Source organism: Vicinamibacteria bacterium (assembly GCA_035620555.1).
Classification (GTDB): Bacteria; Acidobacteriota; Vicinamibacteria; order Marinacidobacterales; family SMYC01; genus DASPGQ01.
This window is the reverse complement of the sequence record DASPGQ010000222.1, coordinates 1-23815: the sequence shown is the minus strand read 5'-3', so window position 1 is coordinate 23815 and position 23815 is coordinate 1. Positions and strand designations below refer to the sequence as shown.

Annotated in this window: 25 protein-coding genes; 14 read left to right on the top strand and 11 right to left on the bottom strand. The window is 62.8% G+C overall.

Features of this window, described 5'->3' with window-relative positions; translation table 11 throughout:
* Window positions 1-258 (top strand): hypothetical protein (locus VEK15_09370; protein HXV60893.1); only part of this gene is annotated, 258 nt, incomplete at its 5' end.
* A gap of 8 nt (window positions 259-266) precedes the next feature.
* On the opposite strand, the gene VEK15_09365 is transcribed toward VEK15_09370, so the two are convergent.
* The 3 genes from VEK15_09365 to VEK15_09355 all read right to left on the bottom strand — a co-directional run bounded on the left by VEK15_09365 (window position 267) and on the right by VEK15_09355 (window position 1925).
* Window positions 267-572, bottom strand: coding sequence for a panthothenate synthetase (locus VEK15_09365; GenBank protein HXV60892.1), 306 nt, complete (start codon window positions 570-572; stop codon window positions 267-269).
* A gap of 130 nt (window positions 573-702) precedes the next feature.
* On the bottom strand, window positions 703-1530 hold the full coding sequence (locus VEK15_09360; GenBank protein HXV60891.1) for a Dam family site-specific DNA-(adenine-N6)-methyltransferase: 828 nt from the start codon (window positions 1528-1530) through the stop codon (window positions 703-705).
* Window positions 1531-1589: 59 nt separating this feature from the next.
* Window positions 1590-1925, bottom strand: a complete 336-nt coding sequence (locus VEK15_09355) for a 4a-hydroxytetrahydrobiopterin dehydratase (GenBank protein ID HXV60890.1) — start codon at window positions 1923-1925, stop codon at window positions 1590-1592.
* Window positions 1926-1997: 72 nt separating this feature from the next.
* Between VEK15_09355 and lexA the strand changes: the two genes are divergently transcribed.
* The 3 genes from lexA to VEK15_09340 all read left to right on the top strand — a co-directional run bounded on the left by lexA (window position 1998) and on the right by VEK15_09340 (window position 3409).
* The gene (gene lexA, locus VEK15_09350; protein HXV60889.1) at window positions 1998-2603 is read left to right on the top strand and encodes a transcriptional repressor LexA; all 606 of its coding nucleotides are present in this window, start codon (window positions 1998-2000) and stop codon (window positions 2601-2603) included.
* An 18-nt stretch (window positions 2604-2621) separates the two neighbouring features.
* Window positions 2622-2963 carry a DUF3467 domain-containing protein gene (locus VEK15_09345; GenBank protein ID HXV60888.1) on the top strand — a complete coding sequence of 114 codons (342 nt, stop codon included), beginning with the start codon at window positions 2622-2624 and terminating at the stop codon, window positions 2961-2963.
* Between the two features lie 107 nt (window positions 2964-3070).
* On the top strand, window positions 3071-3409 hold the full coding sequence (locus tag VEK15_09340) for a DUF5818 domain-containing protein (protein ID HXV60887.1): 339 nt from the start codon (window positions 3071-3073) through the stop codon (window positions 3407-3409).
* Here the strand turns inward: VEK15_09340 and VEK15_09335 are convergent.
* The 4 genes from VEK15_09335 to VEK15_09320 are packed head-to-tail and all read right to left on the bottom strand — an operon-like array spanning window position 3375 to window position 6628.
* Window positions 3375-4373, bottom strand: coding sequence for a hypothetical protein (locus VEK15_09335; protein HXV60886.1), 999 nt, complete (start codon window positions 4371-4373; stop codon window positions 3375-3377). The genes VEK15_09340 and VEK15_09335 overlap by 35 nt on opposite strands.
* Window positions 4370-5011, bottom strand: a complete 642-nt coding sequence (locus VEK15_09330) for an NAD(P)-binding domain-containing protein (protein HXV60885.1) — start codon at window positions 5009-5011, stop codon at window positions 4370-4372. The genes VEK15_09335 and VEK15_09330 overlap by 4 nt, the downstream gene beginning before the upstream one ends.
* Before the next feature lie 7 nt (window positions 5012-5018).
* Window positions 5019-5774: a coenzyme F420-0:L-glutamate ligase gene (gene cofE / locus VEK15_09325; GenBank protein ID HXV60884.1), complete on the bottom strand. Its 756-nt coding sequence runs from the start codon at window positions 5772-5774 to the stop codon at window positions 5019-5021.
* A gap of 23 nt (window positions 5775-5797) precedes the next feature.
* Window positions 5798-6628 (bottom strand): hypothetical protein, encoded by an 831-nt coding sequence (locus VEK15_09320; GenBank protein HXV60883.1) that lies wholly within the window; start codon window positions 6626-6628, stop codon window positions 5798-5800.
* A gap of 237 nt (window positions 6629-6865) precedes the next feature.
* On the opposite strand from VEK15_09320, the gene VEK15_09315 reads away from it, so the two are divergent.
* Window positions 6866-8032 (top strand): peptidyl-alpha-hydroxyglycine alpha-amidating lyase family protein, encoded by a 1167-nt coding sequence (locus VEK15_09315; protein HXV60882.1) that lies wholly within the window; start codon window positions 6866-6868, stop codon window positions 8030-8032.
* Between the two features lie 269 nt (window positions 8033-8301).
* Window positions 8302-9117, top strand: coding sequence for a GGDEF domain-containing protein (locus VEK15_09310; protein ID HXV60881.1), 816 nt, complete (start codon window positions 8302-8304; stop codon window positions 9115-9117).
* A gap of 1934 nt (window positions 9118-11051) precedes the next feature.
* Here the strand turns inward: VEK15_09310 and VEK15_09305 are convergent.
* Window positions 11052-11678: a class I SAM-dependent methyltransferase gene (locus VEK15_09305; protein HXV60880.1), complete on the bottom strand. Its 627-nt coding sequence runs from the start codon at window positions 11676-11678 to the stop codon at window positions 11052-11054.
* Between the two features lie 25 nt (window positions 11679-11703).
* On the opposite strand from VEK15_09305, the gene VEK15_09300 reads away from it, so the two are divergent.
* Complete coding sequence (locus VEK15_09300; GenBank protein HXV60879.1) at window positions 11704-12885, top strand: trypsin-like peptidase domain-containing protein; 1182 nt, start codon at window positions 11704-11706, stop codon at window positions 12883-12885.
* A 12-nt stretch (window positions 12886-12897) separates the two neighbouring features.
* Here VEK15_09300 and VEK15_09295 read toward each other — a convergent pair whose 3' ends face one another.
* Together VEK15_09295 and VEK15_09290 are read right to left on the bottom strand one after the other, a co-directional pair.
* Window positions 12898-14064, bottom strand: a complete 1167-nt coding sequence (locus VEK15_09295; GenBank protein HXV60878.1) for a M20 family metallopeptidase — start codon at window positions 14062-14064, stop codon at window positions 12898-12900.
* Window positions 14065-14080: 16 nt separating this feature from the next.
* Window positions 14081-15043, bottom strand: a complete 963-nt coding sequence (locus VEK15_09290) for an iron ABC transporter substrate-binding protein (GenBank protein HXV60877.1) — start codon at window positions 15041-15043, stop codon at window positions 14081-14083.
* A gap of 87 nt (window positions 15044-15130) precedes the next feature.
* Here VEK15_09290 and VEK15_09285 point away from each other — a divergent pair, with 87 nt between their 5' ends.
* The 4 genes from VEK15_09285 to VEK15_09270 are packed head-to-tail and all read left to right on the top strand — an operon-like array spanning window position 15131 to window position 18535.
* Window positions 15131-16303: an endonuclease/exonuclease/phosphatase family protein gene (locus VEK15_09285; GenBank protein ID HXV60876.1), complete on the top strand. Its 1173-nt coding sequence runs from the start codon at window positions 15131-15133 to the stop codon at window positions 16301-16303.
* Between the two features lie 14 nt (window positions 16304-16317).
* A complete protein-coding gene (locus VEK15_09280) occupies window positions 16318-16758 on the top strand; it encodes a cytochrome c3 family protein (GenBank protein HXV60875.1) in 441 nt (146 codons plus the stop codon).
* Window positions 16755-18014 (top strand): YkgJ family cysteine cluster protein, encoded by a 1260-nt coding sequence (locus VEK15_09275; GenBank protein ID HXV60874.1) that lies wholly within the window; start codon window positions 16755-16757, stop codon window positions 18012-18014. Before VEK15_09280 ends, VEK15_09275 begins: the two co-directional genes overlap by 4 nt.
* Before the next feature lie 56 nt (window positions 18015-18070).
* Window positions 18071-18535: a DUF2231 domain-containing protein gene (locus VEK15_09270; protein ID HXV60873.1), complete on the top strand. Its 465-nt coding sequence runs from the start codon at window positions 18071-18073 to the stop codon at window positions 18533-18535.
* 319 nt (window positions 18536-18854) lie between these two features.
* Here VEK15_09270 and metG read toward each other — a convergent pair whose 3' ends face one another.
* Window positions 18855-20366: a methionine--tRNA ligase gene (metG, locus tag VEK15_09265; protein HXV60872.1), complete on the bottom strand. Its 1512-nt coding sequence runs from the start codon at window positions 20364-20366 to the stop codon at window positions 18855-18857.
* A 100-nt stretch (window positions 20367-20466) separates the two neighbouring features.
* Here metG and VEK15_09260 point away from each other — a divergent pair, with 100 nt between their 5' ends.
* From VEK15_09260 to VEK15_09250, 3 genes are all read left to right on the top strand, one after another.
* Window positions 20467-21792, top strand: coding sequence for an amidohydrolase family protein (locus tag VEK15_09260; GenBank protein ID HXV60871.1), 1326 nt, complete (start codon window positions 20467-20469; stop codon window positions 21790-21792).
* Window positions 21789-23093, top strand: coding sequence for an amidohydrolase family protein (locus VEK15_09255; protein HXV60870.1), 1305 nt, complete (start codon window positions 21789-21791; stop codon window positions 23091-23093). The genes VEK15_09260 and VEK15_09255 overlap by 4 nt, the downstream gene beginning before the upstream one ends.
* On the top strand, window positions 23090-23815 hold a 726-nt coding region (locus VEK15_09250; protein HXV60869.1), incomplete at its 3' end, for a hypothetical protein. The genes VEK15_09255 and VEK15_09250, both read left to right, overlap by 4 nt.

Genomic DNA, 23815 nt, shown 5'->3' with positions numbered 1-23815 from the left:
GGCGATCGCGTGCGCCAGCGTCTTTCCGAGCCGGCGAAACCATCGATTCGAGAACGCGTTCGGCGGATCGTCTCCGGCCACTGGAGCAGCCGATACGGACCCACCGAGACGCATCGCGAGAGCCTTCGTATCGCGTCGACCGAGTGGGCCGAGACGAGCGCGCGCCTTCGCGCGCTTCTCGAAGTGGACCTCGTCGAGATCGAGCGAGCCATGGAGGCCGCGGGCGCGCCGTGGACTCCTGGCCGCCGAATCCCCTGAACGAGGCCTTACTTGTATTTCTTGCCCAGCTCCTCCAGGCCTGCCTTGGCGAGGTCATCCGGGGTCATGCAGGGGTGGAATCGAACCGTGGCGTCGAACGCCAGGAACAGGGGCTCGGCAATCGACGGGATCTTGGAGGCATTGGCGACGTCGACCACCATCGTGCCGCCGCGCTTCCCCTCGCGGGCGGTGAAGTAGACGGCCTCCGGCTTAATCTCACCCAGCACCCGCTCGATCGTGGGTCCCGCGGTGCCATTTTTCACCAGGGTGTTGAAGGGCTCGAGCGGCATTTGGAAATCGATCAGCATGCGCATCTTTGAATCTCCTTGTTCGATGAGCGTTTCGGCGAGTCTATCAAAGTAGCATCCGTCACACTGATTTAGAATCGCGCTTCCGCGACCGTGGTATCAGGAGGAGGGGATAGGGAGATCTCTGAAAACCAAGTCAAAGATTTCGCGTAGCTAGGACCTCGCGCGCCGGGCTTCGGTCGCCGGTGCAGCTGATCATGCGCGGGGCGTCGAGGAACCGAAGCTCGAAGCCGAGACGCTCGTAGAGTGCGACGATCCGCGCCGTGGCCTGGTTCGAGAGCGCCACCGGGCCCCGGTGACGAGCCAGCCACTCCGCGGTCCGAACCTGGTCATCCCAGCCGAAACCGCCTTTGGAATAGTGCGTGAACTCGACGTCGTAAGGTGGATCCGCGTACAGAAAATCTGCGGCGTCGATCGAGAGCTCCTCGATGTCGAGGCTGACGAGCTCCCACCCGGCGAAGGCTTCGCGGTAGATGGAGAAATCTCGGACGTAGTTGATGGTTTTGTACTGCCCGAAGGGAACGTTGAACTCGCCGGTCTTGTTGAATCGGCAAAGTCCGTTGTAGCCGGTTCGATTGAGATAGTAGAAGAGCGAAGCCGCTTCCGCGCTCTCGCCACGGCCGGTCGAAAGAAGCCGGTTGAACCGACTCCGGTGCCGGTAGTAGAGCTCCTCGTCGTTTTCGAGCGGGATGTCGATGACGAGTCCTTTCTGAAGCCAGCGGTAGAAGCTCATGAGGTAGGGATTGATGTCGCTGAGGAGCGCCCGCCGCGGTGAGAGTCCGAGGGTGACACCGAGTCCGCCGCAGAAGGGTTCCACGAGTCGCCGATCTCGATGTTTCTCCCAAATCGGCTCGAGAGTCGGAACGAGCCAGCGTTTACCGCCCGCCCACTTTAGCGGAGGCCGGAGCTCACCGGAACCCCACCGAACCTCGGGAAGTCGAAGCTGTCGCGTGGGCTTCCGCATCCGTTCGAAGACGTCTCGCGAACTTTAACACGCCCTCGCCACCCGAAGAGGGGTTCGACTCAGGAGTATTGCTGGTCCGCCTTCGCCGCCAGGATGAAGTCGCTTTCCGTCAGTCCGTCGATCTTGTGGGTCCAGATCTGCAAACGCACCCGCCCCCACGCGAGGTGGATGTCGGGGTGATGCCCTTCCTCCTCGGCGAGCCGTCCCACGCGATTCGTGAAATCGAGCGCCTGTTGGAAATCGTCGAAGGCGTAAACTTTCTCGAGGTGGTGGTTCTCCACGACTTTCCAACCGCTTCCGAGCTTCTCCCGGAGTGCGGCGGTGGCATCGGGACCGAGCGGTGGGACACCTCCTCGGCACGGAACGCAGTGCTTGCTGGCGAGCTCGCTCGTCATCGCGTCTTACCTTTCGACTTGTGTTCTCTTTTTGTCTGATTTATTCTACGGTGAACGTTAGGAGATCCTGATTTGGCGATTCTGACGCCGAGGCAGAAACAAATCTTGAGTTTCCTCAAAGAGAGCATTGCCCAGAACGGATATGCTCCCAGTTTGACGGAAATCGGCCGCCACTTCAATTTGCACTCGATCTCCACGGTCCAGCGCCATCTAGTTCATTTGGAGGAAAAAGGACTCATTCGCCGGCATTGGAATCGGTCGAGGGCGATCGAGGTCCTTGGCGACGACCGGCGTCCCGAGGCGCGGGACGTTCCGCTCGAGGGCCTGATTGCCGCCGGGGAGCCCATCGAGGCGGTGCGGGGCAACGAGCTCGTTGCCGTGCCGGCGGATATGATCGGACGCCGCGATGTGTTCGTCCTCAAGGTTCATGGAGAATCGATGGTGGACGAGCAGGTCCGGGACGGTGACTACGTGATCGTGGAAAAACGTACCGACCCGCGAAACGGTGAGATGGTGGTGGCGCTCGTGAACGGCGATAGTGCAACGCTCAAGAAGTTTTATCGCGAGAAGGATCAGATTCGGCTGCAGCCGGCGCACCCGACGATGAAACCGATCTTCATCCGCGAGGGGGATGTTGCGATCCAGGGTGTGGTCGTAGGTTTGTTGCGAAAATACTGAAACCAGAAAGAGGCAAAGATGACGACGAAGAAATCCATCAACTTCACGGTCGTGCCCCAAGATCCCGAGGACGGCGAGCGCAAAGAGCGGGTGTACGCGAACTTTTGCGCCGTCAGCCACACGCCGTTCGATTTCACCCTCACGTTTTGCGAGATGCATCCTCTCAGCGAGAAGGATGTGGCGGAGTCTCCCGAAGGGGAGACGCGCACCATCCAGGCGCCGGTCAAGACCAAAGTCGTCGTGCCGGTTCAACTGGTGCCCGCGCTCGCCGCGGCCTTGCAGGAGAATCTGCGGATCTATCAACAGTCCTACTCCAACGTCGGATGGGCGAAGGGCAAGCTCGGCGGGAACGTGCATTGAATTGGGGCCGATCGCCGGTCGTCGTGAACGTCGCGGGCGAAGACATGGATTTGACAGTCGGCTAGGGAGACGCTTACCCTCTCAGATTCCATTTTGGAGGAAAACCCATGAAGACGATCCTCATGTTGATGGTGACTGCGCTCGTGATCCTGGGATTCGCGGCCCTTGGGCCGGCCGAAGAAGGTAGCTGGACCGGGTATATCGCCGACGAGGCCTGCTCGAAGGATTACGCGAAATCGAGCGCCGAGAAGCACATCGCCTGCGCCAAAGGATGTGTCTCGAAGGGCGGAAAGTGGGCCCTGGCCATGACCGAGGGGCACGTTGTGCTCGATGTCGACAAGGAGACCGCGGAAAAGCACCTCGGACATAGGGTCATGGTCAAGGGAACCCTCGACGAGCAGAGCAATACCGTCAAAGTCTCCTCTGTCGAGATGGCGCACGAGTAGGGCTCTCGGGCGCTCCGCGCCCGTCGAACAACTCTCGGTAGGCGCGTGGCAAGAACACGAGGCCAAGCGCCGCGTTCGCCAACATGAAAGTCAGGTGCCCGGCAAGGCTGTAGGCGAGGAGCTGGGCGGCGGGCACGATATCTCCGTGAAAGAAGATCCAAGCGAGCGGTGTAGTTCCCAGCCGGGCCACGTTGATCGGTAGGGCGCCGACGAGAAAGATAATCGGTAACGTGGCCAGGAGCCGGGGGAGCGGGATCGCGAACCCGAAGGCCTCCATGGCGTAGCTATGGGCGAGGACCGCGGCAAGGAGCAGCGGCGCTTTCAGCGCGAGGACCTTGACGTAGGACCCAGGCGGGGCGAGACGAAACGTTCGCAAGAGACGCCACTCGGGTGCCTTGAAGAGCCGACCGAGCGGTAAGCCCCCGTGCACATACAGCAAGAAAGCCAGCCACAGGCCCGCGAGGGCAAGCGGGATGAGTAGGAGCGTTCTCGGCAGGCTCTCCGACACGAATGCCATGCCCACCGTTGCCCACAGGACGAGGTGGGTCTTTTGCAGGAAGTCGAGGAAGAGAATGGTGCTCGCCATCTCGAGAAGGCTCGTCCCGAGTCGGCGCGCCAGATAAACGACCATCGCCCCCTGAGAAAGCCGGTGGTTCAGGATGGAAATCAAGTAATCGACGGCCCGCACCGGTGCCAGCTCTCTGAGCGACGTGCCTCCGTGAAACTCACGGACGACGTACCAGAGGACGACGGTGTCGAGCGCGAAGTACAGCAGGGAAAAAGGCACGAGGGCAGCGAAGAAGTCGGAGTAGCGCGCCTGACTGAGCGCCTCGACGAAGGCGGTGAACGGCACCTTTCGAAAGATGAGCACGAAGATGGCGGCGGTGAGGAGCGGGGGAACGATCGCGCGCCACCGGAAGCGCGGGAACGCGCTCGAGGTCGCGGTGGTGGTCGTCTGACTCACGAGGAGCCCAGTCCGGTAATGCGAATCCCGGAGAAGGGGACGCGGTAGCGCCGGTTGATTGCGAGAAGAATACCGGTCATGGCTTCCGCCGCCCGTGCGCCCTGAAGTGGACCGGCGTCGATGCCGCGCAGCCCGGTCTCGTCCACCAGAGCGCAGCTCTCCCGGCGGGCGGGTTCGTCGTCGGAGAAGACCAGCACGTCCTCCGGCTCGGAGTGCTCCCGGGCAAGCGTCCTTGCGGAGACGGTCTGAAACGCGGCAACAATCTGGGAAGTCGTCCCCAACCTTTCGCGGACCGCCTCGGCGGCTGACGGCTCTCCCGAGAGCCGGGGAGGCCAAGCGATCGTGGTGACGATCAGCAGTTTGCCCTCGAGGGCCTCACCGAGCTCGGCCAGGATCTCGAGATGGCTCTGGTGAGGAAGCGCCGAAACGATGATGCCGGCACTCTCGGCCGCGTCACGATTCGAGGTACCCTGGATTTCTGAGCCCGGCACCTTCTGGCGCAGCTCCCCCGCGGCCATTCGGCCCTTTTCGGCATCCCGGGAGCCGACGACGATGGGTCGGCCCGCCCGCGCCCAGCGCGTGACGAGACCTTTGCCCAGCTTCCCCGTGCCGCCCAAGATCGCCAACGCCTCTTTCATTTCCCACTCATCTGAAGAGATCGTGCTCCCGCTTGCGAAGGAGCTCGTCGATTCCGGCCTCGGCCGGAGTGAAAGCATAACCCCGTATGATGGCGACCGGCACGCGATCGAGCTTCCCCATGACGAGCTCGGCGGCGGCCGCGAGCTCGTCGGCGACGGCCACGACGGTGGTCAAAAGCGCCCGACCCGCCGAGTCGAGACGGCCGCGGTGATCGGCCAAGGGCGCCAGGCCGCTGATTCCAATGGCAACGTTGGTCGCTCCTTCCCTCCACGGTCGGCCGAACGTGTCGGAGATGACGACGGCGACCCTCGTCTCTGACGCCTCCTCGATGCGGCGCCTGAGCTCGGCGGCGGAACGATCGGGATCGATGGGAAGAAGGGCAATCTGATCGCGCGATTCGAGGTTCGATGCGTCCACACCCGAGTTCGCACAGACGAAGCCATGCGCGGTCTCGGTGATGAGCACGCCGTGGTCCATCCGCAAGATGCGCTTTGCTTCTCTCAGGACGACGTCCACTTCCCGGGAGTCCTTGGCGAAGCTCTCGGCGTAGCGTCGGGCCAGCGCCGAGGGCTCGACTTCGGCAAGCGAAACGAGCCTCCCTTCGGACTTCGAGACGATCTTCTGAGTGACGACGAGAACGTCACCCTCGATGAGAGCGAGACCTTCGCGCTCGCATGCGTCGAGCAGCATTCGAGCGATGTCGTCGCCCGGGCGTATCTCTGGAAGGCCGCGAACGCCCAGAATCTCGATGCGACTTGCCATCCGAACGGTCAGCTCTCGCGTCCTCAGCGATGTGAACTGAGCGCGACGCTTTCGTCGGTCGCAACGGTGAGTCTCTCGTAATCGCTGTAGTCGATCACGATCTCCTGTCGGTACTCCTTCAGGAAGTAGAGTCGGGCGTCGAGGCTCGCCTCGATCCGATCGAGCAGCCAGAGCTCGTCAGAGGCCAAGAAGCCCACGGCGATGGCCTCCGAACCCTCGGACACTCTGCCGAAGATGCCTCCGAGAAACTTCAAGTTTTCCCGAAAACGAACGCGGAGCCTCGCGATTTGATCGCGAGCGCCATCGATCCAAATCCTCCCTTCGAGTCGAGCGAGAATCTTCTTCGGCCGCGAGTCCGGTTCGTAGCCAGGTTTCGGCTCGAAGTCGAAGACGCGCACCGCGACACCTTCGAGCGTCTCGTTGGGCAATGACGTGAACTCGAAGACCTCGAGCGCTTCTTCTAGGCGGGTTTGCCACCGCTCCGCGCGCTTCTGTATCTTCTCGTTTGTCTTCTGAGCGAGCTCCTCGGGCGAGGATCGCGACTGCTCCGCCAGGAACTCTTGGAATTTGCGTTCCTCGCTGGCCTGATCCTTCTCGTCCAGCGGACGACCGTTTCTTTCGACCAGACGCCGATACTCGCCGCCGGGGGCGGGAGTTACCAGGAAAGTCTCGCTCTTGGCGCGCCGCACTCGGCCATCGTCCGCCACATCGCGCGTCGTGGTCTGCTCGCGAAACGCGTACTGGTGCTCGAGCTCCAGTTGGCGCTCGCGGGCGTCGATGACCCTTCGAATGAGCCGTGCGGCCTCCGCGTCGTCGGCCGGACCAAAAAGCGTGAGCGCGAGCAAGAGGAGCATTCGGCTTCGATGATAGGCAGTCTGCAACGCGCGACGCAAGCGAATGCACGGTCGGGTAGAAGGTGACGGGACCGGGTGGGCGTTGTCCTCACCGGGCAAAACGCCTAGGATCTGCGGACTGTGGGCTCGTGGGGTTCTCTGGTTCCTCACGATCCGCGGACTGAGAATGCGAGGCGCAGCCATCTGCCGGAATGAGCCGGCTCGACCGAGTGCTTCGTCGTTGTGAAGGGAGATGCCATGTCACTGGTGCAAGCCCGGAAGTCTACGATCCTCTTTTGTGCAACGCTCCTCTTGGCGAGCTGCGTCACGCAATCCGAACGTCCGGAGGCGAGAGCGGAAGGGGCGCCGACGCCCACCGGGAACCCGATCACGGGAGAAGGGTTGCCCAACCCAACCCCCCAGGTGACCCGAAACTGGGGCACGCTGCCCGAAGGCAGAGAGTGGGGCTCGACCGCGGGTATCGACATCGACCCAATCGACGGGCACATCTGGGCATACGAGCGCTGCGGCGCGGGCACGTTCGGTGCGGGAACCCCGATCAACTGCGACAACAATCCGGTGGACCCGATCTTCAAGTTCGACCGAAACACCGGGGAGGTGCTCGCCAACTTCGGCGGCGGCACCATGGTCACGCCGCACGGAATTCACGTCGACGCCGGCGGGAATGTGTGGGTGACGGATTTCGCCGGTAACGAGGAGAAGACCAAAGGGCACCAGGTGCACAAATTCAGTCCTGAGGGCGAGCTCCTGATGAGCCTCGGCACCGCGGGGCAGGCGGGCTCCGGCCCCAACCAGTTCAACCAGCCCAACGACGTCATCACCGCGCCGGATGGGAGCATCTTCGTGGCCGATGGCCACAGCGGTCAGGGTATGACGACGAACCAGGAGATGGAGGAGGGCCGCGCCGCGGGATTGACCGCCCGCATCGTCAAGTTGTCCGCCGACGGCACTTACATCAAGGAATGGGGTCAGATCGGCGTCCGGCATGGTGAGTTCCGGACGCCACACGCTCTCGCGTTCGATTCGCAAGGTAGGCTCTGGGTCGCCGACCGCGGAAATCACCGCATCGAAATCTTCGACCAGGATGGCAATTATCTCGAATCGCGGTACCTGTACGGACGCATCAGCGGCCTCTTCATCAAAGACGACCTGGTTTATGCGATCGACTCCGAGTCGAGCCCGACCAACCACCCCAACTGGCGGAATGGCGTCCGCGTCGGGCCGGTGGACGGGGACCACATCACTGCCTTCATCCCGCCGTTCGAGCGGGAGAACAGGGTCTATCAGGGCACCGCGGGCGAGGGCGTCGCCGTCGACGCAGACGGCAACGTCTACGCCGCGGAAGGCCCCAACTCGCTGGAACAGGCCGGTGGCGCGTTCACCAAATACTCGGTAACCAAGTAAACGCTCGTCGGGGTTCCCCAAGCGGAAGCGGATCGGAGCACGGAGGCACCTGACCCGGTCAGCGGACTAGCCTTCGACGACTGGGCTCGTAGGTTCGTGAGCGGGCCCCTGCTTCGGGCCATCCTTGACCCAAGCGAAGTCAAGTCAGCTTCCTGAACCCATAACGCATTTGTGTGGTGGGGTTTCTGGTGGTACGATAGCTTCATATATCCAAAAAGAGCTTCTCCAAGGCGCCGGTCCCCCAGACGGCGGCGCCGACGAGCCTCTGCATGGAGGTGCTTGCGGTGTTGAAGCACGGAGAGTTCAGCGGGCTAGCGCTCGAACCCGAGGTCTCGGAGCGTGACTGCGAATCGTTGCACGATCGGGATCGCGAGAGGATCTTTCGCTTTTTTCGTCTGAACTTGAGCCCCAGGGAAGTGGAGTACCACTGGCAACGGCTTCTCTTGCATCGTTCTCGGTTTCCCGCGAATGGAGGAAGGAAGGTCGATCTCCGGACGGCCGCCTTTGATTACTTTCTCAACGAGACCGATCTTCTGGTCGAACCGCTCGTCATGGAAACGGAGGCGCTCCGGCAAACCGAGCTCATGGCGTATTTCGACCGCCTGACCGGCCTCCACAACTATGCTTACTTCGAGAGCGAGGTCAAAACCGAGGTCGCCCGCGCCCGGCGTTATCAGACTTCCCTATGTCTGCTTCTGCTCGACCTCGACGGCTTCAAACAAGTCAACGACACCCTTGGCCATCGAAAGGGAAACGAGGTCCTTCGCGACGTGGGCCAATTGCTCCTCACCCGCCTGCGTTCTAGCGACCTGGTGGCACGCTTCGGCGGTGACGAATTCGCGATGCTCCTGCATCGAACCGATCCCGAGAACGGCCAGCGAGTGGCCCAGAGCCTTTGTGAGAGCATTGACGGCCAGTTCCGCCAAGGGCCCTTCGCTCGGTTGTCACGGCCGTTGACCGCGAGCTTTGGTCTGAGCGCTCTTCCCACGCACGCCGAAGACGAAGTCCGATTGTTCGAGCTCGCCGACCAGGCCCTCTACCGCGCCAAGCGATCCGGGGGAAACCGAGTCGTGCACGCTTCCTGACGCCACCGGATACTGTGGCCGGATGAAGCGGCTGCGGACATCCGAGGCCAGCCCGAACGAACCCCAACCCGCCCAGAGCGCCACGACTCCGAAAGCGAGCCATTTTCTCGGGACCCCTCCCTGGGCGAGACGGTCGACCGCAGCCCCAACGATGAGAACCATCACTGGCAGGATCACGAGATCGTCTTTGGAGAACTGGAAGATGTGCGTCGCGCCGAGACCGGACCTCAGAAAATTGAGCCCGAGGAACGTGCCCGATGCGGCGAAAGCGAGGGCCTCGCCGAGAACCGGGGCCTTGGAGCGCGCCATCATCGCCAGTCCGCAGACGAGAACGAGTCCGAAGGGAGCAAGATAAAAGAGTCGAGCTCGATGGACCGACATCCGAATAGCATCCAGGGGAGTGAGACGAAGATCGACAAGCCCGCGTGCTTCGAGGACCGATGCCGACGTGAAGCCCCTGTCTCCCAGAAGCTCGGGCACGTACTGGCCGTAGAACGTGAGAAGCGCGACGAGCGCGCCGGCGAGCGCCCAGGCGGCGATCGCGGTGGCACGCTCCCACGGCTGTCTAGCGGCGAGCAGGGCGAGGCAGAGTAGCGGCACGAAAAGCCCCAACACGAGGGCACTCCCCGCATAGGAAAGAAGCGAGACCGCCACCAGCAGACAGATGCCGGCACCGTAAAGCGGCTTTCCGAGACGGTCGAAGAAGAAGACGAGGTAGAGAACGAGAGCCGTATCGCCGAAATGGCCGAGAAGCGCCGCGTAGGAGGCGACAGCCAGTCGGAACCCGACGACGCGCGCGCTCGCATGAAGGGCAACGGCGACTAGGGCGGCCCGGGGCGACAGACCGAGCTTCTGCCCCAGCGAGTACAGGGCGAGAGCTTCGATCGCGACCAGCGTCGTGGGCAGAAGCTTCATCCAATCCTCCACCGGAAGCTGGATGAGACTCAACGGATAGACGCTCAGATAGAGGAGCGGCGGGTAGGGAAACGCAAGCCACTGCCCTCCGACGATCTGGAGACCGAGAAGGTGTCGATGCTGGTTCTCGATGTACCCGTTGAAGAAGCCCGAGAGCCCCTCGGTCCAGATGAGGGACACGAACTTCGAGTGCGTACGTACGTCGGGATAGTAGAAGTCCGGGTGAAACAGAGCGAACAGCCGGACGGCCGTTCCGAATAGGACGATGAGAGCCGCCCACTTGGCCTCGGGGCGTGCCAAGGACGATCCCTCCGAGCGCCGGCGGACTCGAAAAAAAGCCGACAGAGCCAGGGCCAATCCATGATAGCGAAACCCCAGGGTGGTGCAGACGTGAATTGGCCACAGAGGGTTCGCGGCGGAGGCGGCGGAGAGTGCGGCCAAGCTCCCGAGGCCGATAAGGAGCGCTTTTCCCCGCCCGATGCCAAGAAGTCGGGGCACGATGTAGAAAACGACTACCCACGACAGAAGCCACGCGAAAGCGGTCGGCGCGGGAAGAAGCGCGCCGAACCTGAAGGCCGGTCGGATCAGCATCCAGTCGAGGGCGATTCCCAGCGGTCGCGGGTCGTTCGATTTGGAGACGAGCCCGAGCTGGAATCTTCCCGAGGTTCCCCTCGAGCGCAGCGTCTGAAGGGTGAAATCCCGCTGGGGAACATGGATCGTCTCGACCAGCTCCGAGTCGAGGAAGAAACGTACCTCGGCTGGGGCGTCTATGTGTCGTTTGTAGCGGAGGATGACGTCGTACGGTCCGCGGATCGAGAACGGCAACCGAACCGTCGAGCGAGTCGTCGACCAGTGGATGAGCGTGGGCTCGTCGATCTCGAAGTCCTCGCGGAACCCGGTAACATATCGCGCGTCGTTCGGACCGAAATCGAGAAAGATCTCTCCGCCAAGCTGGGTCGCGCCCCACAGCACCAGAGTGGATGCGAGAACGAGAAGGCCGGCGTTCCGGACCTCCAATCTCATGGCTCTTCGTCGTTGATGAGACGCGCCAGGTAATAGTCGCAAACACCGCTCCGGAACTGCCTTTCCTCCTCGATTCGGAAGTGCGGCTCGAGCAACGCGTGGTACCTTTCGGCGGGCCGGATGTAGTGCCCGTTTTCGACGCAGTGGAGCAGGTGGCCCACAAGATTCAAACGAGACTCCGTGGGGACGTCCTCGATGACGAGGATGCGGCCCGCCGGGCGCACGACGCGTCTCAGGCTATTGGCGACCCTGCCCACATCGACATCGTCGAGGTGATGCAGGAGACCGTAGACGAGCGCGTCGTCGAACGAGCCCTGGGGGAAATCGAGCGCGCGAGCGTCCTGCAGCTCGAACGTTCCTCGATAATGCTCTCGGGCATATCTCACGTAGTTGGGGTTGAGATCGATTCCGGTGTAGCTTCCTTCGTCGAACAGGTCGGAGAAAGCGCCGGGACCGCAGGCAACGTCGATGACCCTCCGTTCGGGACTCGAGCCGAGATGCTCGCGAATCGTGCTTCTTATGACGATAAAATTACTCTCGAAGAGTCCTCGGCAGAAAAGGAAGAGCCGAGGGTAGTTGGAGAGTTTTTCGATGACAGCGTGCAGCATGTTGTTGGCAGGCATAGTATCTCAGACCCCGATCGCCCGGGTGAGCACCCTGGCAGCCGTGGTCGGGCTGGGCCTCGTTGGTTGCGAGATCGGTACCGAGCCACCCTCGAGCGAACCGTCTGCCGCGCCGTCGGTCACGCCCGCCGCTCCCCCTCCGATCACCCCGCCTCCGCCGCCACCCGCGCCGGTCGCCTCGACCGTCGTCCAGGGAGTGGCCTCGCTCGAGGAGCAGGTCATTCACGTGTTCGAGGCCGCAGGACCGGGCGTCGTGAATATCACCAGCCGTAGCCTCGGATACGACTTCTTCTTGCGAGCGGTGCCGCAGGAGGGATCCGGCTCTGGGTTCGTCTACGACGAGGCGGGCCACATCGTCACGAACTTTCACGTGATCGAAAGGGCTCGAGAGGTCTATGTGACGTTCTTCGACGAGACCCGGGTCGAGGCTCAGGTGGTCGGCGTCGATCCTTCGAACGATTTGGCGGTAATCAAAGTGGATGTTCCCCGCGATTTGCTTCGGCCGATTCCCGTAGAAAGCTCGGACGATCTCCGGGTGGGGCGGTTCGTCGTCGCCATCGGCAATCCGTTCGGCCTCCAGCAAACCCTGACGACGGGTGTCGTGAGCTCGCTCGGCCGGGTCATCGAAGGCCCCGACGGGCGTTTCATCGGAGAGATCATCCAGACCGACGCCGCCATCAACCCCGGTAACTCCGGCGGCCCGCTTCTCGATCTCGACGGAGACGTCATCGGCGTCAACACCGCCATCATAAGTCCCAGCCAGGCCTCGGCCGGCATCGGGTTCGCTATCCCCTCGAGGACGCTGCGTCGAGTTCTGCCGGAGCTCATCGGTCGCGGACGCTACGCGCACCCCTGGTTGGGTGTGCGACTCATGAACGTGAGCGACAATCTGGCGACGCTTCTCAACCGTAACGGCGTGCGCACTCCTGGAGGCGGCGGCATCGTGGTATACGAGGTCGTCGGGCGTGGGCCGGCGGCGCGCGCCGGGATCCAGGGCCCGAGTCGACTCGGGCGTCTCGGGAACTTGACGATTCCTTTGGAAGCGGACTACATCCTCGCCATCGACGACGCGCCCATCAAGACGGATCGGGATCTGACCGTGCTGCTCGAGACTCGCTATCGGGTCGGCGACCGCGTGAAAGTGACGCTCTGGCGGGACGGTCGAGTCATGGAGGTCGACGTCGAGTTAGGAGAACGCCCCGAGTAGCTCCGCAGGAGCCTAACCATCGTGCAGTGAGGCCCCCGCGGTCATCGCGAGTTGGCTGAAGAACCGGGCGCCGACGAGAAGCACACCCTCGTCGACGTCGAACCGGCTCGAGTGAGCGGGATGGGCCTCCGTTCCTGGCGCGCGTACACCGAGCCGGACGTAACATCCTGGGACCTTCTCGAGGAAGTATGCGAAATCCTCACCGCCCATATTGGGAGTGTGCAATTCGACGGTGTTGTCGGCGCCCACCACGTCGAGCGCCGCTCGTCGAGCGAGGGCGGCCATCTCGGGAGAGTTCAACACCGCGGGAGTTCCCTCGACAAACGAGACACGAAGGCTCGCGGCCTGCGCTTCGGCGATCGATCGAGCCATTCGCTCGACAGACGCCATCACGCGTTCCCGGACGGACGGCTCGAGCGTGCGGATCGTCCCTTCCAGAATGGCCCGTGAGGCCAGCACATTTGCTGCCGTGCCCGCCTCGAACCGTCCCACGGTGACGACGGCGGCGTGAGCGGGGTTCACCTCGCGTGCGACCACGCTCTGGAGCGCCGTAACCAGCAAGCTGCCGACCACCACGGCGTCCACGCCCTCGTGAGGCCGCGCGGCGTGAGCTCCCTTGCCGTCGATCTGGATTCGGAAGCCATCGGTCGACGCGTTGACCGCTCCGGCGTGGACCACGATCTGGCCCGTCGAGTAGCCGCGGTCGACGTGGCCGCCGAAGATCATGGCGACGTCCTCGAGCGCGCCCGCATCGATCATCGCCTTGGCCCCGCTGCCCCTTTCTTCCGCGGGCTGAAACAGGATGCGAACCGGCGCGGGCAAGCTTCCCTCGTTCGCCAGAATCTCGGCGGCCCCGAGCACCATCGTGACGTGGGCGTCATGCCCGCAGGCGTGCATCACGCCTTGGTTTACCGAGGCGAAGGGAAGCCCGGTCTCCTCCTGGATGGGAAGAGCGTCCATGTCGGCACGAAGGGCGATCTTCGGGCCCGATGGCCCGTCGATTTCGGCGACGATTCCGGTCTCGGCGACCTCGGCTCGGTAGGGGATACCAATGCGGTCGAGCTCGGAAGCGATCCGTTCGGCGGTGCGCCGTTCTTCGAAAGCGAGCTCGGGGTGGCGGTGCAGATCGCGCCGAACGGCTACGAGCCGTGCGGCAAGCTCGGGGTCGTGTTCTTTCATGTTTGTGCTTGGCCTGCTACAGAACGCCCGTTTCGTGCAGGAGCTCGAGAGTACCGACCAGGTCGCTCAGCTCGCTCAAGTCGAGCTCGGGCGTTCTGATCTCCGACAACGGGGGAGAGGATGGGTGGTCGGCGAGCTCGATCGTCAGAGGGTACTCGAACGCCCGCTCGCTGAAGTAGATCTGACTGGTTCGTGAGAGCAAGAAGTCGACGAACCGCTGCGCGACCTCGGCTTCGTTCGTGTTCGTGACGATCCCGACTCCGGCGAGGTTCACCAGCGCCCCGGCCCCGCCATCGGCAGGGCTGTAGTTGCGAACGGGTGGATCGGAGCTCGCCTGGCTTCGAAACTGAAGGAGATAGTAGTGGTTCGTGAGGCCGATGTCGACTTCTCCCCGAACAGTCGCATCGAAGAGGCCGTCGTTGTCGGGGTAGGAGCGCGGCTCGTTGGCCAGCATTCGCTCGAGCCAGCCTCGCGTGGCTTCGTCACCTTCGAGGACGCGCATCGCGGTGACGAAGGCCTGGAACGATCCGTTCGACGGGGCCCAGCCAAGCCGCCTCTTGAAACGGGAGTCGGTGAGCTCCATGGCGGAGCGCGGGAGCTCGCTTTCTGCAACGCGCTCGGTGTTGTAGATCAAGACGCGGGCTCGGCCCGAGACCCCGACCCAGCGCCCGTCACGGGCGCGGAAGCGCGAATCGACGCGCTCGAGAGTGTCTCGCGGAAGCTCCCGGAGACGACCCTCTCGTGCGAGAGCCCCAAGCGCGCCAGCGTCCTGGCCGTAGTAGATATCCGCTTCGGTGTCGTCGCCCTCTTCGATGATGAGAGCCGCCAGCTCCGCCGTACCGCCGTAACGAACTCGTACGTCGACCTGCGTTTCCGAGCGAAATCGATCGACGAGGGGCGCCACGAGGGCCTCGCTTCTTCCCGAGTAAAGAGTTAGCGCAGGCTCTTGCGGCGATGATCCGCAACCAGGTAGAAGCACCAACAGCCAGGCCGAGCGGTACGCGGACGCCACGGTCTCGATTGTAGCTTGTGTTTCCGGATGGCCGAAAGCTACGATTCAATACTGTTGAGTTCGGATACCTACGCCCTCGTTGAGGAGCTCAAGCCTCACTATGAGGCACTGGCGCGGTGCCGGTCTACTCCGGAGCTGCGCGAGCTCCCACTCTATCGGCAGCTCGAGCCCATCGTGGAGCGGGTCTTGAACACCGCCGTTCATGCCTGCTTCGGCGAGCGCTCGGCGTCCGCCAAGGCAAGGTATCGTGTCGTCTCCTGGAACCTCGAGCGAGGCATCGAGCTCCCGGGGCAGCTCGAGGCGATGCGACGTCATCCGTACTTGAGGGACGCCGACCTCTTCTTGTTGACCGAGACGGACATCGGCATGGCTCGATCGGGAAATCACGACGTGGCGCGTACCCTGGCGCGGGAGCTTGGGCTCGAGTATGCCTTCGCGCCGTGCTATCTCAATCTGGCCAAAGGTGCCGGAGTCGAATACGACGTAGAGGGTGAGAATACGGTTGGACTGCATGGAAACGCGATTCTGAGCCGCTATCCTTTGATATCGCCCCGGTCGATTCCACTCGAGAACGGCAAAGACAAGATGGCGGGGCGAGAAAAGCGGCTAGGAAACCAGTCCGCTCTCGTCGTCGAGGTGGAATTCCCCCAGCGCACGCTGACGGCGGTCTCGGTTCATCTGGACGCTCAGTCGCGTCAGCGGCACCGGCGCGACCAGATGCGCGATGTGCTGGAGGCCATCGGGGGAAAGGAGGCAGCCATCATCGGGGGGGACTGGAACACGACGACTCACAATTCGTCGCGAGCGCTCCCCGCGATCCTGGGTTACTGGCTTCGAGTCTTCCTTGGAGTCGATCGTTCCATCCAGCATTACCTCCACCCCTATCGATGGTTCGAGCGGGAGCTCTTCGCGCTCTTGGAGTCCAGGGACTTCGACTATCGCGCCTGCAACGCGCTCGGCACCCGTACGATGTCGTACGACGTCGCCTGTGCCAAGACCCGCCAGAATCTGGGCGAGTGGGTTCCCGGTTGGTGTTTCGCCTTTCTCCGGTGGGCGCTCCGACGCCACGGGGGGCGTTGCCCCTTCAAAGTGGACTGGTTTGCTACCCGGGGCTTGAGAGCGGAGAACCCGGTGGTGCTGCATGAGTTTCGCGAGGGACTCGAGGTTCCGCTCTCCGACCACGATCCCATCGGGGTGGACCTAGTCTTTCCGTCAGCGATAAGCTGATAAACTTTAACCTCGTGAGCCTGTTCCTGTGTGCGGAGGCGTTCTGGTTTTTGGCCGCGGTGCCATCCGCTTATCGCGAGAATCCGGAGTTCATCGGCGCCGAGCGCTGCAAACTGTGCCACCGGGCGATCTACGAGTCGTGGTCGAAGACGGCTCACGCTCGCACCGGGGATTCCATTCCCGAGCCACTCGAGTCGTGCGGGGCCTGCCACGACACATCGCCGGAAAGGCGGGGCCGCGTCGAATGCGAAGCATGTCACGGAGCGGGCGGTAACTACTGGCCGGCCGAGGTGATGATTGATTCCGAAAAGGCGGTGATGGCCGGCCTCCTGTATCCATCGGAATCAACCTGCCTCGTTTGTCACGACAACGACGAGCCCGATCACCGTCGAGATTTCGTCTTGCCTCCACCGTCGGATTGGAGCGGGGTGATCCACGTGCTTCCGGAACCGTGAGCCCGCCAGTCTTCGCTTATCCAGAGGGGCTGCATTTCACCTGCTCGCGCTGCGGCGACTGCTGCCGCGGATGGAACGTCGCGCTCGGCCCGGGCGAACCGGAGAGCCTGCGCGAGTTGGACTGGAAAGACAAAGTTCCCGAACTCGTCGACGTTGCGCCCGGTACGAAGTTCGGACCGAAGTACGCCCTGACCCGGAAAGAGGACGGCTCGTGCATCTACCTCGGAAAAGAGAACCAGTGTCTCATCCACGAACATTTCGGCGTCCTCCGAAAGCCGCTCATGTGCCGCCTGTTCCCCTTCGGGTTTCTTCCTGTAGGCGATCGGGTAGCGGTAGACGTCTCGTTCGCTTGCAAGGCCGTGAGCGAAGACCGAGGCGCTCCCTTGAGGGAACGTCTGCCCGAGTGGGTCTGTCTGCTGCAAGGCCCACCGGCTCAAGAGACGGGGCACGCATTCTCCAAGAAGTATCGGATCGAAGGCGAGCTTCTCTGGGAGTTGGAACATGGGATTGTGCGTCTCCTGTCGGACCCGCAGGAGACGTTCCTGGAACGAATCCGGGCTGTGTCGGAGTTCATGCGACTGGCGATGACGGCGGATCCGCGAACCGACGCCGCCAGGAGGCTTCGCGAGGTGATGTTGGCGGGCGTACCGAAGCAGCTGAAGGAGCGGCCCATCGACCTGGAGCCGATGAACAAGACCCAGCGCGCCGTGTTCTTCCATCTCCTGTTTCTCATGCTGAATCCGACGCCTCCCGATTTGCTCGGCCGAAGCGACACGCGAGCGTCCCACGACCGCGTGAAGGCGGCGGACGCCTACCGCTTCCGTGGGAACCGTCCATGGATCGACAATCGAGTGGCTTCGGCAACGTTTGGCGAGATCGAGACCGTAGCGCTCGGTTACCTCGCCGAGGAAGGGGGGAGAGGGGAAGTCGAGCGCTTCTTGCAGGCGAAGATCGTTGGCCAGCGATTCCTGCGCGAAGGGGAGTCGGAGATCCCTTTCGTCGCCGCCGTGCCCCGGCTGCTCCTGGTCTATCCGATGCTGCTCTGGACGGCCAAGGCGTTTGCCGCCGGAGACGCCCGCCGCGCCGTTTCACGGGAAGACGCACGCCGCGCGCTCCGGCTTCTCGACCGGAGCTACGGTTCGGTTCCTCTCTCTGCGCTTCCCTCGAAGCAGAGAAAGGCATGGGAGTTCATCATCGGCGAGACGGATCTACCATTCGTGGCATCGGTCGAGATGTCGGCCTCCGATCCGTCTTGAATCGCAGCCGTCGCGCCGGCCGTGATACGCTACCGCATCGTTCGCCGGAGCTATCCTTGCTTCACTCTCTTCCCAACCTGCACCCTTTTCTCGTGCACTTTCCGATTGCGTTGTTTACGTCGGCGGTTCTCGCCGACCTGGTACTGCTCGCATGGGCCCGGTTGGCCTGGTTGGATCGCGCGGCGACGCTCGTCTACGCAGGCGCTGCCGTGAGCTCCGGCGCCGCCGCATGGAGCGGAAAGCTCGCCGAGCCCGCTGCCGCGGAAGGGGCCTTGGCCGAGGCGTTGGGAACGCACGGAGACTGGGCGTTTATTACGGTCGTTCTTTTCTTCCTTGTCGGATTCCTTCGCTTCGACGCCCTTTGGCGAGATCGCGCTCGCGAAGCTCCGCGCATTCATCGGGGACGCATCGTGGCGTTCGCGCTCGCGCTCCTCGCGCAGGCCTCTTTGCTGAGGACCGCCGAGTACGGAGGGAGCCTCGTTTTCCGGCACGGCGTCGGGGTGATCGTACCGAGAAGGTAAATCATGTATGCCCATTAGAAATCCCGATTTTTTGGGCCGAAAACCGCAAAATGGCGCTGGAAAAATCGTATTTGAAAAGGATTTTTTGCGATTGGCAAAGAAAACGTGACCCAGATCACCGAATTGAGGACGGCCGAGAGTCATGCTTCGCCCTGTGGTGAGGGCGGAGTCCCCAACCCAAACCAAGGTGTGCGGAGATTACTCTACCCCCGACCCCAACTGGGGTAAGTGGAGACACCGCATCCCCCCAGCTCTGCTCTCGCCACACAAAATGCTCTAGCCTCTTTAGCAGGGTGAAGAAAAGCTCCGTACACCCTGCTTAGAGACGTGGCCAGATCGGATCGCCCTTGGCGATCCGAAGCTCTCCCGTAGCTCCCCAAAGCGCATCTTCGGCGAGTCTCGCGCTTTTTTCGTGCTTGGCGCTTCCGAATCGGCGAAGGATCTCGGCTGCCGATCGGGGCATGACGGGCAACAGGAGGACCGAGGCGATGCGAGTGGCCTCGGCCGCGTCGAAGAGCACTCGGTCGAGCGCCGGCCCGGCTGCCTGGTCTTTGGCGAGGACCCACGGCTGGGCCTCGGTGAGGAACTCGTTGACCGAATCGACGATCTGGTACGCGGCTGCCGCGCCGGCCTGCAGAGCGAGCGCCTCCATCGATTGCCGGTAGGTCTCGATGCACTCTTCGACCCGACTTCGAAGGGGCTCGGTATGCGATGCGGGGATGATGAGCCTGCCATCCCGATAGTTGACCGCCATCGTGGCGATTCGGCTGACGAGGTTTCCCAGATTGTTCGCGAGATCCGCGTTGTAGCGCGCCTCGAAACGCTCCCAGGAGAAATCGCCGTCCTGACCGTACGCGATCTCGCGCACGAGATAGAGCCGAAGGGGATCGGGGCCGAACTTCTCGACGACGTCGAGAGGGTCGACGACCGTACCCAGGGTCTTGCTCATACGCTCGCCCTTGAAGAAGACGAACCCATGGCCGAAGACCTGCCGCGGAAGGGGCAAGCCCGCGCTCAGGAGCATCGCGGGCCAAAGAATGCAGTGGAACCGGGTGATGTCCTTGCCAATGATGTGGAGATCGCAGGGCCACCACTTCTCGAGGAGGGCCTCGTCCTGGCCCAGGCCGACCGCGGAGATGTAGTTGATCACGGCATCAGCCCACACGTAAACGACGCTGCGTGGGTCGAACGGTACCGGGATCCCCCACTTCTGACTCTCGCGGCTGATGGAAATGTCCTCCAGTCCACCCTCGATGACGTTCAGGATCTCGTTTCGTCGGATGCTGGGCTCGAGGAAGCTGGGGTGCTCGCGGTAGTGCCCGAGGAGCCGCTCGCGGTACCTCGACAGCCGAAAGAAATGGTTCTTTTCCTCGAGCCAGGCGGGCTTCGTGCGATGCAGGGGGCAATTGCCGTCCTCGAGATCCTTCTCCTGCTTGAATCCCTCGCACGAGTCGCAATACCAACCTCGATAGGTGCCTTCGAAGGTATCACCGGCATCGTGTATCCGCTGAATCAGCGTTTGCACCGAGACTCGATGACGGGGTTCGGTCGTTCGGATGAAGTCGTCGTACGATACGTCGAGCTTGCTCCAGACGGTTCGGAACTCGTGCTCCATCCGGTCGCAGTAAGCGGCGGGCTCGAGTCCGAGCTCCTGAGCCTTCTTGTAGACGTTCAGGGAATGCTCGTCGTTTCCCATGACGAAATGCGTGTCGTAGCCGGCCAGGCGTTTGAACCGCGCAATCACGTCCGCGGTCACTTTCTCGTACGCCGTTCCCAGATGCGGACGACTGTTGACGTAGTCGATGGCGGTGGTCAGGTAGAATTTCGTCATGTTTCGGGGTTCGAGTTCCTAGCAAATTCTAACAGATAGATAGGGTTGACACGGACGCGGGATCGTTCTTAGAGTGGCAGCCGCATTCGAGGAGCTGTTCATGAAGGGGTCTCTTGCATTATCGACGTTCGTCTTGGCTGTGGCCGGACACGGGTTTGGTGAGGACCCGAGTGGCCCCAATCGCTTCGCCATTCAAGGTGCGCGGCTGCACCTGGGTACGGGCGAGGTCGTCACCGGCGGCATCATCGTCGTCGACGACGGACTCATCACCGCGGTGGGGGTGGACGTGCCCGTCCCCGAGGACGCCTGGGTGATCGAAGCCTCCGAGAAGCACGTCTACCCCGGATTCATCAACGCGTTTTGCGACTTGGGGTTGAAGAAAACGGAACCGGGCGGGGGGGACGGAGGACGCGAGCAAGAACCGGATCTCGCGAGTGGGCCAGAGGATCGTCCCGCTACCACACCGTGGCGGGCGGCAGCCGACGAGTTGACTCTGGAGGATGAGCGCATCGAGTCGTGGCGCAACGCCGGGTTCACCTCGAGCGTCACCGCGCCCCGAGGCGGCATCTTTCCCGGTCAGGCCGCTTTCCTCAACCTCGGTGGTGGCCGCGACCGTGACATGGTCGTATCGTCTCCGGCGGCATTGGTCGTCGATCTGACTCCGCCGGGCGGCGGCCGCAGCTTTCCCGGCTCGCTCATGGGAGTTCTTGCTTACGTCGAGCAGAGTTTTCTCGACGCCACTCATTACCGCGAAAGCGCGAAGGCTTACGAGTCGTCGCCCCGAGGCAAGAAGCGGCCGAGCTACGATCGAGCGCTTGCGCCGTTGTCACGGGCGCAAACCGAACGTTGGCCTGTTTTGTTCCCCGCCAACGAGCGGCACGAGATCGAGCGAGCGATCGCTCTCGCACAAGACTCGTCGGTGCGCCCCGTTCTCTACGGAGTGCACGAGGGCTATGCCGCGGCCGAAGTCTTGCGAGGCGCCGACGTTCCCGTACTGGTGAGCTTGAAGTGGCCGAAGAAGGACGAGAAGGCAGACCCCGATGCCGACGAGCCCCTCAGGGTCTTGCGGCTGCGTGACCGGGCGCCGGCAACGCCCGCGGCACTCGAACATGCCGGCGTCCGCTTCGCCTTCTATACCGAGGACATCGCCCGGCCGGAAGAAGCGATGGCCGGCATCCGCCGGGCGATCGAAGCGGGACTTTCCGCCGAAGCGGCTGTCGCCGCACTCACGCTCGAGGCCGCGACCATCTTCGACCTTGCCGATCGCACCGGGAGTCTCGAGGCGGGGAAGATTGCCAACCTCTTCATCGCCGACGGGGACGCCTTCGAGGAGGGGACGAAGGTGGAGAGCGTCTTCGTGGACGGCAAGAAGTACGACGTGCCGCCCAAAGTCGACGAAGACAAGAAAGAGGAGAAGACGCCATGAAGAAAATCGTCCTCGGGCTCGCCGCCCTTGCGCTCAGCGGGGCGGTCTCGGCCCAAACGATTCTGGTTCGCGGCGGAACGGTCCTCACCGTCACCGACGGCACGATCGAGAGCGGGTCCGTCCTCATTCGGGACGGCAAGATCGTGGAGGTAGGGGCCGGGATCGACGCTCCTGCGGGCGCGGAGGTAATCGACGCCACCGGGAGGTTCGTCCTGCCCGGCATCATCGACGCCCACTCTCACATCGCTGCCGAGTCGATCAACGAGGGAAGCATCGCCGTGTCTTCCATGACGGGTACCGAGTCGGTTCTCGATCCCACCGATATCGACATCTACCGCGAGCTCGCGGGTGGCGTGACAACCTCGAACGTTCTTCACGGAAGCGCGAATCCCATCGGGGGCAAGAACGTGGTCATCAAACATCGGTGGGGGAAGGACGCCGAGGGGTTGAAGTTCCAAGGGGCGATGCCGGGCATCAAGTTCGCTCTCGGTGAGAATCCGAAGCGTTCGCGCGGAACCCGACCGGGCGTTCCGAGGCGATACCCGGCGACGCGCATGGGAGTTCAGGATGTGATTCGCGAGGCATTCACCGAGGCCCGCGCTTACCAGAAGACGTGGCAAGAGTACGAAAGAAAAAAGAGCCAGGGGGAGACCGGCCTGGTGCCACCGCGACGAGACCTCGAGCTCGAGCCCCTCGTCGAGGTTCTCGAAGGCAAACGCCTGGTTCATGCCCACTGTTATCGCGCCGACGAGATCCTGCAACTGTTGCGGCTTGCCGAGGAGTTCGGGTTCCGCATCGCCACGCTCCAGCACGTGCTCGAAGGCTACAAAGTGGCGAAGGAGATTGCCGAGCATGGTGCCGGCGCGTCGACCTTCTCCGATTGGTGGGCCTACAAAGTGGAAGCCTATGACGCGATACCGTACAACGCGGCCCTCATGACCGAGAAAGGCGTTCTCGTCTCGATCAACTCCGACAGCGCCGAGGAGGCGCGCCATCTGAATCAGGAGGCGGCAAAGGCGATGAAATGGGGCGGGCTGTCCGAGGAGCAGGCACTCGCGCTCGTCACCATCAACCCCGCGAAGCAGCTGCGTATCGACGATCGCGTGGGCTCGATCGAAGTTGGCAAAGACGCCGATCTCGCGATCTTCGACGCCCATCCCTTGAGCGTCTATGCCGTGAATCAGATGACGCTCATCGATGGCGAGGTCTACTTCGATCGGGAAAACGATATCGAACAGAGAAAGCGCATCGAGGAAGAGAAACAGACGCTCGTCGGCAAGCAAAAAGGAGAGAAGCGATGAAGCTTCTCTTCGCGCTCTGGGTCGCTCTGTTACCAACGACGCAGGAGGAGGTGTATGCGATCCGCGGGGCGAGGATCGTCACGCTTGCCGGTGAGCCCATCGACAACGGCACGATCGTGATCCGGGGCGGACGGATTTCCGAGGTGGGGGCGAACGTGAGTGTTCCTGCCGGCGCCGAGGTGATCGAGGCCGCGGGTCTCGAAGTCTACCCCGGGGTCATGGACTCGGTCAGTCAGCTGGGGTTGACCGAGATTGGCTCGACCGCCGCCACGGTGGACACCAACGAGCTCGGCGACTACAACCCGCAGCTCCGGGCGGCGACCGCCGTACATCCGGCTAGCGAGCACATCCCGGTGGCCAGGGCAAACGGCATCACCCATGCCTTGTCGGCCCCGGGCAGCCTGGGCGGTTTCGGAGGCGGGGGTGGCTACGGGATCTCTGGCCAGGCCTCGCTCATCCATCTATCCGGCTGGACGGTGGAGGAAATGGCGATCGATCCCTCGGTGGGTATGGTGCTGAACTGGCCGACGCTGAGCACGGAGAGCTTCGATCCGACCACGTTCGAGAGAAAAACGCGCCCGTTCTCCGAGGTGAAGAAAGAGTACGACCGACGCATCGCCGAGCTCGGTGATTGGCTGGCCGCGGCACGGCGCTACCAGCTGAGAGGCGAGGCTGCGGAAAAGGACTGGAAGCTCGAGGCGCTCGCCGCCGTGGTGGGCGGT

Bases quoted from the DNA above. Each gene is read 5' to 3' on its own strand.
- cofE (HXV60884.1), bottom strand. From the start codon at position 5,774: ATGGCAAGTCGCATCGAGATTCTGGGCGTTCGCGGCCTTCCAGAGATA.
- VEK15_09340 (HXV60887.1), top strand. From the start codon at position 3,071: ATGAAGACGATCCTCATGTTGATGGTGACTGCGCTCGTGATCCTGGGA.
- VEK15_09310 (HXV60881.1), top strand. From the start codon at position 8,302: ATGGAGGTGCTTGCGGTGTTGAAGCACGGAGAGTTCAGCGGGCTAGCG.
- VEK15_09295 (HXV60878.1), bottom strand. From the start codon at position 14,064: ATGAAAGAACACGACCCCGAGCTTGCCGCACGGCTCGTAGCCGTTCGG.
- VEK15_09355 (HXV60890.1), bottom strand. From the start codon at position 1,925: ATGACGAGCGAGCTCGCCAGCAAGCACTGCGTTCCGTGCCGAGGAGGT.
- VEK15_09315 (HXV60882.1), top strand. From the start codon at position 6,866: ATGTCACTGGTGCAAGCCCGGAAGTCTACGATCCTCTTTTGTGCAACG.
- VEK15_09255 (HXV60870.1), top strand. From the start codon at position 21,789: ATGAAGAAAATCGTCCTCGGGCTCGCCGCCCTTGCGCTCAGCGGGGCG.
- VEK15_09320 (HXV60883.1), bottom strand. From the start codon at position 6,628: ATGCTCCTCTTGCTCGCGCTCACGCTTTTTGGTCCGGCCGACGACGCG.
- VEK15_09365 (HXV60892.1), bottom strand. From the start codon at position 572: ATGCGCATGCTGATCGATTTCCAAATGCCGCTCGAGCCCTTCAACACC.
- VEK15_09305 (HXV60880.1), bottom strand. From the start codon at position 11,678: ATGCCTGCCAACAACATGCTGCACGCTGTCATCGAAAAACTCTCCAAC.
- VEK15_09260 (HXV60871.1), top strand. From the start codon at position 20,467: ATGAAGGGGTCTCTTGCATTATCGACGTTCGTCTTGGCTGTGGCCGGA.
- VEK15_09330 (HXV60885.1), bottom strand. From the start codon at position 5,011: ATGAAAGAGGCGTTGGCGATCTTGGGCGGCACGGGGAAGCTGGGCAAA.
- VEK15_09345 (HXV60888.1), top strand. From the start codon at position 2,622: ATGACGACGAAGAAATCCATCAACTTCACGGTCGTGCCCCAAGATCCC.
- metG (HXV60872.1), bottom strand. From the start codon at position 20,366: ATGACGAAATTCTACCTGACCACCGCCATCGACTACGTCAACAGTCGT.
- VEK15_09360 (HXV60891.1), bottom strand. From the start codon at position 1,530: ATGCGGAAGCCCACGCGACAGCTTCGACTTCCCGAGGTTCGGTGGGGT.